The sequence below is a fragment of the Candidatus Amarolinea dominans genome (assembly GCA_016719785.1).
Taxonomy (GTDB): Bacteria; Chloroflexota; Anaerolineae; order SSC4; family Amarolineaceae; genus Amarolinea; species Amarolinea dominans.
In genome coordinates this window covers 579,188-591,058 of the sequence record JADJYJ010000003.1, presented here as the reverse complement: position 1 = coordinate 591,058, position 11,871 = coordinate 579,188, and the positions used below count along the sequence as shown (strand labels likewise).

General features: G+C 64.1%; 5 protein-coding genes. 2 read left to right on the top strand and 3 right to left on the bottom strand.

Translation table 11 applies throughout. The annotated features are described in order from the left end of the window. Positions 1-50 precede the first annotated feature (50 nt). Positions 51-2,018 (bottom strand): putative DNA binding domain-containing protein, encoded by a 1,968-nt coding sequence (locus IPM84_05855; protein ID MBK9092292.1) that lies wholly within the window; start codon positions 2,016-2,018, stop codon positions 51-53. Positions 2,019-2,119: 101 nt separating this feature from the next. Between IPM84_05855 and IPM84_05850 the strand changes: the two genes are divergently transcribed. Next, on the top strand, positions 2,120-4,885 hold the full coding sequence (locus tag IPM84_05850) for a bifunctional acetate--CoA ligase family protein/GNAT family N-acetyltransferase (GenBank protein MBK9092291.1): 2,766 nt from the start codon (positions 2,120-2,122) through the stop codon (positions 4,883-4,885). A gap of 43 nt (positions 4,886-4,928) precedes the next feature. On the opposite strand, the gene IPM84_05845 is transcribed toward IPM84_05850, so the two are convergent. Continuing rightward, on the bottom strand, positions 4,929-5,492 hold the full coding sequence (locus IPM84_05845; GenBank protein ID MBK9092290.1) for a DNA-3-methyladenine glycosylase I: 564 nt from the start codon (positions 5,490-5,492) through the stop codon (positions 4,929-4,931). Between the two features lie 211 nt (positions 5,493-5,703). On the opposite strand from IPM84_05845, the gene IPM84_05840 reads away from it, so the two are divergent. Further along, positions 5,704-5,961: a PD40 domain-containing protein gene (locus IPM84_05840; protein ID MBK9092289.1), complete on the top strand. Its 258-nt coding sequence runs from the start codon at positions 5,704-5,706 to the stop codon at positions 5,959-5,961. Between the two features lie 199 nt (positions 5,962-6,160). Here IPM84_05840 and IPM84_05835 read toward each other — a convergent pair whose 3' ends face one another. Beyond that, on the bottom strand, positions 6,161-11,158 hold the full coding sequence (locus IPM84_05835; GenBank protein MBK9092288.1) for a S8 family serine peptidase: 4,998 nt from the start codon (positions 11,156-11,158) through the stop codon (positions 6,161-6,163). Positions 11,159-11,871 lie beyond the last annotated feature (713 nt).

Below are 11,871 nucleotides of genomic sequence, written 5' to 3'. Positions count from 1 at the left end.
GAAAAGAACCATACCAGCAGCCGTCATCATTCGGGTACAGATGGCGACCCTCATCGCTTCTGCTCCCAATCCTCGAACGACTCACGGAAGCGCGGTTCGTTCGGCTGCAGCTCCAGCGCCTTTTCGTAGGCTTGTCGCACTTCGGTATCAGGAGACTTCAGCCAGGTCAGCGCTTTAGCCAGATCGAAATAGCACCACGCGTTGCGCACACGATCGTCAGACAACTGAATGGCGCGGCGCAGCAGCTCGACTGCGTCCCGCGTCAGCCGCTGCTTCGTCGTTCTGTCTCTCGACGCCGAAGTCATGGACAACTTCAGCTTCGTCTGCGCGTATTCGTGAACAGCTTTGGCGCTGTCCTTGATCATGTCGTAGTTTGATGCAAACACGCTGTGCGCGTCGGCAAACCGACCTGATCTTTTGTACAGCACAGCAAGTTCGATGAGATCATCAATTCTGGTAGGCGATGGCACTTGAGAGAGCAGGTCGGCCGCCTTAGAAAATTCTGATCTGTCAAGATAGTGTTTCGCCATGGCGAGGAAGGGTAAATGCGCATCCATCATCGGCGCGCCAGATTGAACGCTGGCGAAAAGTCTCTCTGCCGCGTGAACGTTGCCCAGGGAAGCATGGTATTCTATCAATTGCGCCACGAGCGCGCCTGAATTCACCGCCTGACTTACCGCCTGCTCCAGGTTTTCAACGGCTCTTTGACGCTCACCCGCGGCCCACAGATGGGCGCTTTCGCGCAGGGCATGGATGACCACATACTGCGGATGGGCCGGCAGAATGACGCGAAAGTAGGTGCGGCTCTCATCGAACTCGAAGATCGGGCGCGGCGAACCGTTTTCGTTCATCTTGCGATAGATCTTGGGGATACCTGTCCCGCGGCCTTCAGCGAGGCGAAGCTCCTTCAGGAATTCGCCTATGCGTCTGTTGCGACTGGGCACCGGGGGCACGGTTGCGCCCACCTGGAAATGGCGCATTTCGATGCCAGGCGCTGGCCCAGGATAGCTGATGATTTCCATCCGGTCAGGGTACAGGTAAACCTTCACCGGCTCCGGCACCCCTTCGTAGCTGCGATGATACACCGCGTTGACCAGGGCCTCTTCCATCGCTTCGTATGGAAAAGCGACCGTTCTGTGGGCCTCGGCCTGCCGGGGAATCTTCCGAATCATCGTGGTGCTCAGGGCATCCAAATAATCCAGCGCCTGCCTGATTTGCGCCGACAGCGGCCCGCGGAACAGCCTCTCTTCGATGAGATCACCGCCGGCGCCATCTCCAAACTGCACCACCTCGATCCTCGCGCCTGGGAAGTAAATCTCCGGGTCATTGACAAAGAAAAGGAGGGCGACATTCCTGGGCGCATCGAAACCGTTCACCTGGGCCGAAATCCGCATGTAGCGATATAAATCTCGATCTGCAACCTGGGCGCCCGGCGATACGAGATCGCTCTTGATGTCGGACAAGAAGTGGCGAACCAGCGTCGGCGAGATCACGTCAACCGTATGCCCCAGGCTGCGACGGTCGTCGAAGGGAACTTTGGCCGTCATTGCCATGAGCTGCGTGAGACTATCGCCTTTGGCCTCGACGGTCTCGGCGCCTTGCCTGACATAGTACCTGCGCTCGCCGCCACGAGTTGTCTCCGGCGCCTGATAGGGCCGCACATCGCCGGCCGGCGCCCAGATGACCAGGATCTGCCTGTCCTGGTAAACCTCAGGCGCAATCACCGGCTGGTATTCGGGATCAATTTTTCTGCAGTTTCCGCGAATCTGTTTCTGAATCTCGTCGAGGTTGAAACCTTCGAGGCCGCGCGGGGGCAAGACCGGCAAACCGCCTTGCTCATCCACTCCGATGACGATATAGCCGCCGTTCAGGTTGAAGAAGTCGTTGGCAAACGCGCTGATTGTTCGTACCGTCTGTTCCAGGATGGGCGCGGACCAGGTTCCTTTGAATTCGCGGCGCACCGACTCCACCGAACGGGCGTTGATCAGATCATCCAGATTGATGGGTAGAATGCTCATTGGTTGAAACCATTTCGTGACAGAATGCTTGCAGTTATTGTACCACGACATGACGTGTGTTACAATCATTTCGAATCACTTATGAAAGACTGGAAACAAGCATGACTCAAACATCACGAACACCCGGCATTGACCCGGCGCACGACTACCTTCGTTACGATGAGCAGCCGCTCGACGCCATCTTCAACCCGCAGAGCGTGGCGCTGATCGGCGCGACCGAAAAAGCCGGCAGTGTGGGGCGCACCATTCTCTGGAATCTGATCAGCAGCCCCTTTGGCGGCACCGTCTTCCCCATCAACCCCAAGCGGCCCAACGTCCTAGGCATCAAGGCTTACCCCAATATCCGCGAGGTGCCTGATCCGATTGACCTGGCGGTCATCGTCACGCCCGCGCCCACCGTGCCCGACATCATCGGCGAGTGCGTCGAGGCCGGCGTGCGCGGGGCCATCGTCATCTCGGCCGGCTTCAAGGAGACCGGCCCGGAGGGCGTTGCCCTGGAGACGCAGATCATGGCGCAGGCGCGCAACAAGATGCGCATTGTCGGTCCTAACTGCCTGGGCGTGATGAACTGCCTGACCGGCATGAACGCCACCTTTGCCAACGCCATCGCGCGGCCTGGCAAGGTCGGTTTCATCAGCCAGAGCGGCGCGCTCTGCACGGCCGTGCTCGACTGGAGCTTCAAGCAGAATGTGGGCTTTACCGCGTTCGTCTCCATCGGCTCCATGCTCGACGTGGGCTGGGGCGATCTGATCCATTACCTGGGCGATGATCCGCGCACGGAGAGCATCGTCATCTACATGGAAACCATCGGCGATGCGCGTGGCTTTCTGTCCGCCGCGCGCGAGATTGCCCTGACCAAGCCGATCATCGTCATCAAACCCGGTCGCACAGAAGGCGCGGCCAAGGCGGCCGCTTCGCACACCGGCTCCCTGACCGGCAGCGACGAGGTGCTCGAATCGGCCTTCCGCCGCAGCGGCGTCCTGCGGGTGAACAGCATTTCCGATCTGTTCTACATGTCCGAGGTGCTCTCCAAGCAGCCGCGCCCCACCGGCGGACGCCTGACGATCGTCACCAACGCCGGCGGGCCGGGGGTGCTGGCGACCGACGCGCTGCTTATGGGCGGCGGCGAGCTGACCGAGCTGTCGCAGGCCACCTACGAAGAGCTGAACAAAATCCTGCCGCCGGCCTGGAGCCACAACAACCCGGTGGATGTGCTGGGCGACGCCAGCCCGGAACGCTACGCGCAGACGCTGGAGATCGCGGCGCGCGACGCCAACAGCGACGGCCTGCTCGTCATCCTGACGCCGCAGGCCATGACCGACGCCACGCGCACGGCAGAGGCATTGACGCCCTTTGCCCACTCCACCGGTAAGCCGGTGCTTGCCAGTTGGATGGGCGGCGCTAACGTGGAAAAGGGCGAACAACTCCTCAACCAGGGCAACATTCCCACCTTTCAGTACCCGGACACCGCCACGCGCATGTTCAACTACATGTGGCGCTACAGCTACAACCTACGCGGCCTGTATGAGACGCCCGTCTTGCGCAGTGATGCCGAAACCGGCGGTCAGAATCGCACGCGCGCCGGCCAGTTGGTGGACGCGGTGCGCGCGTCGGGGCGTACGATCATGACCGAGACCGAATCCAAGCAACTCCTGGCACTGTACGACATCCCGATTGTGCCGACGGAGATTGCCGCCAGCGAAGCGGACGCCATCGCCTGGGCCGACAAGTTCGGCTACCCCGTGGTGTTGAAGATCTATTCGGAAACGATCACCCACAAGACCGATGTGGGCGGCGTGCGCCTGAACCTGCAAAATGCCGACGATGTCGGTTACGCGTACCGGGCCATCGAACGGGCCGTGCGTGAGCGGGTGGGCGCGGAGCATTTCCAGGGCGTCACCGTGCAGCCGATGATCAAGCTGGAGGGCGCGTATGAACTGATCATCGGTTCGAGCGTGGACCCGCAGTTTGGCCCGGTGCTGCTCTTTGGCACGGGCGGACAGTTGGTAGAGGTCTTCAAGGATCGTTCGCTGGCGCTGCCGCCGCTCAACACCACCCTGGCGCGGCGCATGATGGAACAGACGCGCATCAGCCGTGCGCTGAAGGGGGTGCGCGGGCGCCAGGCGGTGGACATGGCCTCGCTGGAACAGATCCTGGTCAATTTCAGCCAGTTGATCGTGGAACAGCCCTGGATCAAGGAGCTGGACATCAACCCGCTCCTGGCGATGGAGCCGAAGGACGATGGACGGCCCTCGCTCATCGCCCTGGATGCCCGCGTGGTGGTCTACGGCGCGGAGACGGCGGCCAGGGACCTGCCGCGGCTGGCCGTGCGCCCGTATCCCAGCCAGTACGCGGCCTGGTGGACCTTGAAGAACGGGCAGAAGGCGATCATCCGGCCCATCCGGCCAGAGGATGAGCCGATGCTGGTCAAATTCCATCAAACGCTGTCGGACAGGAGCGTCAACATGCGCTACCTCAGCCCCATGCTGCTGGGCGAACGGGTGGCGCACGAACGGCTGGCACGGCTCTGCTTCATTGACTATGATCGTGAGATGGCGCTGGTGGCGCGCGGCGAAGATCCAGACAGCGGCGAACGCGCCATCTTTGGTGTGGCGCGGTTGCAGAGGGTGTTTGGTTCCGACGCAGGCGTTTTCAACCTGCTGATCAACGACCGCTACCAGGGGCAGGGCCTGGGCACGGAGCTGATGCGGCGCTTGATCGCCGTCGGTCGCGCCGAGGGTCTGGGGCGCATCCAGGCCGAATTTGCGCCCAACAACTACCTGATGCGCAGCATCAGCCAGAAGCTCGGCTTCACCCTGACCGAAACGCCCGGCGCGGCCATGGTCAGGGCGGAATTGACCCTCTGATTCATTCACCCTCACCTCGTCCCCCGGACGAGATGTTTTCACATCACAACTGATTGTAGCGGAAGCAGCTCACGACATGATCGTTGACCATGCCGGTGGCCTGCATGAACGCGTAGCAGATGGTGGAGCCGACGAACTTGAACCCGCGGTGCAGCAGGTCTTTGCTCATGGCGTCCGAAACAGGCGTGTGCGCGGGCAGGTCGGCCAGATCTCGCCAGGCATTGCGCAGCGGCCGGCCATCTACAAACCGCCAGATGTAGGCGTCGAAACTGCCGAATTCCCGTTGAGCCGCCAGGAAAGCCTGTGCGTTCCTGATCGCGGCCGCGACCTTGAGCCGATTGCGCACGATGCCCGGATTGGCCAGCAGCGCCGCGACCTCGGCGGCGCCGTATGCCGCAACCGTGGCGACCTCGAAGTTGGCGAAGGCCTGCCGGAAGTTGGCCCGCTTGTTCAGAATGGTGGACCAGCTTAGCCCGGCCTGCATCCCTTCCAGGATCAGCATCTCGAACAACTTGCGGTCGTCGTGGACCGGTACGCCCCATTCCTCATCGTGATAGGCCAGGTAAAGCGGGTTGGTTGCAGCCGCCCAGGCGCAGCGTGTGAGCATGATTCCTCCTCGTTTCGTATCGCGTGATCGCGCAGCCGATCGGGATCAGTATATCATGCGGTCAACCAACCACCAAACAGCATTCTTGATTGACTCGAACGGCAAAAGGGTGCTAAAGTAGCATTGACAAAGGCCAATCAACCGATTAGACTGACAGCGCCGGCGTCGCTATCAGCCGGCCTGGAGCGCAGATGGCCGCAGTCTGGCCTTCGTGGCGCGGGAAGATGGTCATTTCCACATCTACCGCATCGCGGCCGACGGCGCCGGGCTGCAGAAACTGACCGATGGCCCGGCCGATGAGGGCCTGCCGGTCTGGTCGCCAGACGGCAAATGGATTGCCTTCCGCTCCAATCGCAACGGCGTGTGGGCCGTCTATGTCATGCCAGCCACCGGCGCCGAGATGTACCTGGTTGCCGCGGGCGATCTGCTACCCACCTGGCTCAGCGAAAAGATGACCTGGCGCCGCTGATCCGGTTCGGCGGTCGTACCACAGCAGTTCCAAATGTAGCACACATTCAACCACAAAGAGCACAGAGAACACAAAGAAACGGCAGATCAGACGCAAATCGGCAACTTCTCTGCGTTCTTTGTGATCTCTGCGTTTTCGGAGAAAACGCATCTGTGGTTAAAAACCAGGCTACATTTGGAACTACTGGTCGTACCAGCCGCTAGGGCGTCCAGGCTGCGGCGACGAGCATAATGTCACCCAGATCAACCACCCCATCGCAGTTGATGTCGTGCTGCGGCAGATAGCCCGCATCCAGAAAATCGCCCGCGACCCGCTCCACATCCACGATGTCGGTCTTACCAGACCCGTTGACATCGGTCACGCCGCTGGCGCACCACAACTCCAACGCGCCCATGTCGTACTGCACTCCACGCGGCCGGGAGATGTTGTCCAGGTCAGGGCTGCTGCCCGCCGCGCACGCGTCCAGCGCCGGTGAGCCGGGCTTGAGGTGATAATCCCCGCGCGCGGTGGTGATGAACAACGGATCGCTGCTGACGTTGCCCGCGCCGGTCAGCACACTGGTTTGCGTGTCGTTGCAGGTAGCGGTGGTGGTGAGACCGCCGCCGGTCACGAAGCCCAGCAGGGTATTGCCCCAGACGACGTTGTTGTCAAAGGTCCCGCCGGTGGTATTGGCGTAGAAGATGCCATACTGGCTGTTGTTGACAATGGTGTTGTGCTGTGCGTCGAAGGTCGAGGTTGGCCCCGCGCCGCCCTCGTTGTAGACATGAATCGTGCTCTTGTTGACGCCGCTGGCCACGTTGTCGCGCACCATGCTGTTCTGCAGACTGACCGTGGCGTCGTACAGCTCCAGCGCCGAACCGGTGGCCGCGGTGTTGGCGATGAACGCGGTGCGCGCAATGCTGCCCGTGCTCTCGCCCTGGAAGAAGATGCCGCCGCCCAGGTCGGCCGCGCTGTTGCCGCGCACCTCGGTGCAGTAGGTGTTGGCCGCCAGGGCGTTGGGATCGCAGGCCGTGGCCTGCGGTGAACGGACTTCGTCGCCAGAACCCTCGGCAGGCCCGCGCAGCAGGCCCATCGTCGGCGCAATCGTCACCGACGAGGTGTTGACCGCCGCGATTCCGCCGCCATCGCTGCCGGCCTGGTTGCCCACGATGATCGTGTTGTCCACCAGCAGATCACTGTTGTCGAGGTAGATGCCGCCGCCGTCGCCGGCCAGGGCCCGATTGCCGCCGCCGGCGAAGCCAACCTGGCCGCCGTCCAACTCGACCCGCGTGCTGTCCTTGGCGTAGATGCCGCCGCCGTTGCCGCTGGTGGCCGTGTTCACCCAGATCTCGGGGACGTTGGCCGTGTTGTAGTCGTCGAACCAGGCCGTCGCGCCGCTCCCCAGGTACAGGGCGCCGCCGTGATTGACCGCGGTGTTGCTGGTCATCTGAATCCAGCCATAGGCGTTCACAAAGGTATGCAAGGCGTAGATGCCACCGCCGTTGACGCCGGCCTGGTTGCTGTTGATGTTCAGACGGTAGCCGTCGAGCGCCCGCAGCACCAGCGGCGCGCTGCTGGCGTCATAGATGCCGCCGCCGTTCGTGGCGGAGGTGTTGGCTGCCACATAACTGGTTTGTGTCGTGGCCTCCACGTTGAGCAGGCCGTCGCTGCGGTAGATGCCGCCGCCCGGTCCACTTGCGGCCTGGTTGTAACGGATGTCCGGGTTGGTGATCGTCACCGCGCCCGAATCCATATAGATCCCGCCGCCGCCCAAGACCGCGGTGTTCGATTGAATCACCGCGTTGCTGATCGTGACGGCGCCCAGGTGGAGGCTCAACCCGCCGCCGGGACCGATCTGGGCCTGGTTGCTGTTGAGCGTAGCGCCGCTGGACAGGGTAAGGCTGCTGGCGCCGTACACGCGGATGCCGCCATATGAGTGACCGGCCACGTTGCTGTTGACCTGGCTGGCGTTCACGGTGACGATGGCGCCGTCGCCCAGAATGTACAGGCCGCCGCCCAGGCCCGAAGCGCCGGCGGCCTGATTGCCGTTGACCGTCGCGCCGTTCTGCACGTTGACGGTCGCGCTGGTGTCCACCATGATGCCGCCCCCGCGCTCCACGGCCTGGTTGTCGTTGACCAGCGCGCTGTCCACGGTGACGCTGGCGCCGCCGGTCACGTAGATACCGCCGCCGTCCACGCTGGCGGTGTTGAACTGCACGCCGCTGTCATCGTTCATAGTCAGGCTGGTGCCCGCGCCGGTCAGATAGCCGCCGCCGCCATCCACTGCGCTGTTCCCTGCCGTGCTCAGGCTCCAGCCGATGTCCGCGCTGTCGTTCATGACGATGTCGCCGCCGTTCAGCGCGTAGACGCCGCCGCCGTTCGTGGCCGCCGTGTTGGAGCGCACGCGGCTGGTATCTTCCATTTGCAGCAGGCCGCCATCCAGGTACACCCCACCGCCCAGGCCCGCGGAGGTATTGGACTGCAGATAATCGCCGATGCGGCTGTCATCGCGCAGGATCAGGGTTCCCCCATCGAGCGCCGCGCCGCCGCCGTTGCTGACTGTCGTTTCACTTCCGAGAATGCGGCTGGTATTGATCAACTCCGCAGTGCCGCCGTAAATGCGCAGCCCGCCGCCCAGGCTGGAGGCAGAGCCGGAGGAGAGGTCGGTGTTGTCCAGGACCAGGTGCGCACCGGAGCCGACGTAGACGATGCCGCCCAACGTGGCTGTGCCGTCGGTCAAAGTCAGATTGGCGAGGGTCACGCTGCGGCCGGCGCCGATCTGCGCCACGCCGCCGTAGGTGGCGACCGCGTCGTTGGCATCAACGGTCACGCCGCTCGTGGCCCCGGCGCCGCAGTCGTTCGTGGCCGCGGTCAACACCAGGTCCTTGTCAATCAGGCCCAGCCGCTCCGGGTAGGTGCCCGGGCTGATGTAGATCGTGGCGCCGGAGGAAGCAGCGCTGATGGCCGAGACGATGGTCGCGCACGTGCAGGCCGCGCCGTCGAGGCCAACGAAAGCCATCGCCTCGTCCGCGCCCGCATCGTAGGCGCCGTCCAGGATCTCCTCGCAGTTCCAGCACACCAGGCTGAAGTGTTGGTCGGTGGTGTCGCCGTTGTAGTAATAGCCATCGCCGTTGAGCGCCGTCGCCGTCACGCGGATCGTGTACGAGCCGGAGCTGGGCGTCTGTACGAAGACGTTTTCCACGTTGTTCAGCGAATCGGCGCTGCCGCCGGTGGTGCTCCAGCCGCCGCTGAAGACGTTGCCGCGCCAGATTGTGCCGCCCGCGCTGGTCACGCGCAGGTCCAGGTTGTTGACGCGGGCCGGGTTGGCGTTGGCCGCGCCCGGCGCATCGGACCAGACCAGGCTGACGCGCAGCGGCTCACCGCTGTCGTTCGGCCGGATGGTCCGTTCCCAGATGCTGCCGGCGCTGGTCAGGACCGTCGGGTTCTGGTAATACTGCACCACCACGGTGGGGTTGAGCACACGGTCCATGTTCAAACGCCCCCAGCCCTGGTGATTATCGGGCCGGTTGCCCAGCGCCGTGCCCCAGCCGTTGTCGCCGCCCGCCAGGTTATCGGTGGCGTTGACGAACGCGGCCTTGACCGTCTCCGGATAAGGATCGCCAGCGCCGAAGCGCAGCCGCCAGAACTCGAAGAAGAGCGCGGCGGCGCCGGTCACGTGCGGCGTGGACATGCTGGTGCCCGAGCAGTAGCTGTGCTGCGTAGAATTGCCAGGCGAGGTGGCGCAGGAGAGATTGGTCGCGCCGCCGGCCGTCACCACACGGTTTTCGGTGCTGATGATGTTGACGCCAGGCGCGGCCAGGTTGGGCAGCAGGCGGCCGTCGAAGGCCGGGCCGCGGCTGCTGGACGCGGCCAGCGAGTTGATGTTGCCCGTGAGGCCGCCGGCGGTGTTGGAGCGCCGGCTGAGGCTGCTCGCGACGGTGATGATGTTCTTGGCCTCTTTCGGTTCTGTGATCGAGGACATGCACGGCCCCGCGCCGCAGTCATCGCCCGCATTGCCAGCCGAAAAAACGGTCAGGAACGGGTCGCGGATGTTGACGTTGGTGCGGTCCGCGTCGAGCACCCAATCGTCCTGGTTGGACGCGTTGAGGGTGTAGCCGGCCGGGCTGCCGACGTTCCAGGAGTTGTTGCTCAGATCGGCGTTGGCCGCGGCGTCGCGCACACGCACCGTCACCGACGGATTGACGTTGTCCTCCGCAATGGCATCCATCGCGTACAGCGTCGCGCTGGGCGCCATGCCCAAGCCGTAGACGAAGCCATCGGGATCGGCCGTGGCGCTGCCGCCGTCGCCGGCCACGATGCCCGAGACGTGCGTGCCGTGGCCTGAACCGGCGCCGTCGCCGTTCACATCGGGCGCGCCATCCGAGCCAGGCTCGTTCGGTTCGTTGTAACCGCCGTAATCGGTGCCGCCCGTCACGTTGAGGTCCGGGTGATCCCAGTCCACACCGGTATCTACGATCGCCACCGTGACGTCGCGGCCGCGGTAGCCGATCTCGTTCAGCCAGGTGGTGTAGCCGGTTTCCGGCTCTCCCCCGGGCGCGTTGTCGGCCAGGATCTGATTGGAGCGCTCGTCGTCAATCTCCGACCGGCCCACGATGTCGCTCGCCATGAGCTGCGGCTGGCGCGCCAGCACTTCCAGCAGGCGGGCGGGCAGGCTGAACTCCCAAACCTCCAGGGCCATCACCTCACCGGGCGCGTGGCGCGGCGCGCGGCTGAGGATGACACCGCCCGCGTCCTGGATCAGGCGCTCGATGCTCGCCAGGTTGCCATCGTCCAGCAGCAGCGCCTGCACACGCGGCAAGCCCGCTTGACCCGCCTCGGCCGCGGCCTGCGCCAGGCGTGCGCTGAGCCGGAACGCGGCGGGGAACTCGCCAACCCAGCGCACATTGGGGTTGCCGGTCAGGCGGGCCAGCGAACGGGCGTCGCTCCAGAGCAGGAAGGCGTTGTACGGGTAGTGCTGGAGCACCGCGCCGGTCGCGCTGAGGGCGTCCATGTCCTGCTCGTCGGCCGGGGCGTAGAGCTGCACCAGGCTCAGGCCTTGACCGCGATCGTTGCGCGTGCTGGCGGTCAACCCGGCGGGCATGGCCGGCGGGCCGTCGGTCACAGGATCGAAGCGCCAGGCGTCGAAGCTGATCAGGCCAAAACCATCTTCCTCCTCGAAGGGCAGACCGCTGGCCTGCAACTGCGCTGAACTGCGCATCGTCGAGGGCCAGCCAGGCAAACGCGCCGTAATCGCGCGCTAGGAGCGCGCCGCTCAGCGCCTCATCCAGGCGCCGGTCGCCCAGCTCGTCATAGGTGACGCGCACCGCATGGCGACCGGTCGCCTGGCGCTCCTCCGGCGTAACCTGGGCCGCGGCCTCGATCAGGGCGCCGACGCCGGCCACGTCGTACGGCCGGCTGTCGCCATCTACATCGGTCGCCTGGCCGCTGTTGCAGTGGTCCACCGCGGGCGAGGTGCGCACGAGGTGATAGTCGCCATTGGCCGGGTCCCAGAAATCGGGATCGCTGACCAGGTTGTTGCTGCCGGGGTAATCGTACTGCACGATGGAGCAGTCAATCGTCACGTCGCCGCTGCCGAGGACCAGGCTGCTGTCGCTGTTGGCCCAAAGGATCAAGTCGTCGCCGTCCAGGCGCGTGCCGGTGTCAATGCCGAAACTCCTGGACTGGCCGCTGTTGCCGGCAAAGGTGCTGTTGCGCACGGTGGCGTCGGGCGCGCCGAAGTCGTTGAGCAGGCGCAGCGTGAAGTTGGACGTGGCCGTGTTGCCGGTCGCCATCACGTTGTAGAGGAGGACGTTGGCGTCACCGCGCGCGTAGAAAGCGCTGCCCAACGAGCCGCTGTTGCCCTCGGCATAGACGCCGTTGAAATCGAGATCGGCGCCGCTGGTCAGGTAAACAGCGCCGCCGTAGCTGTTG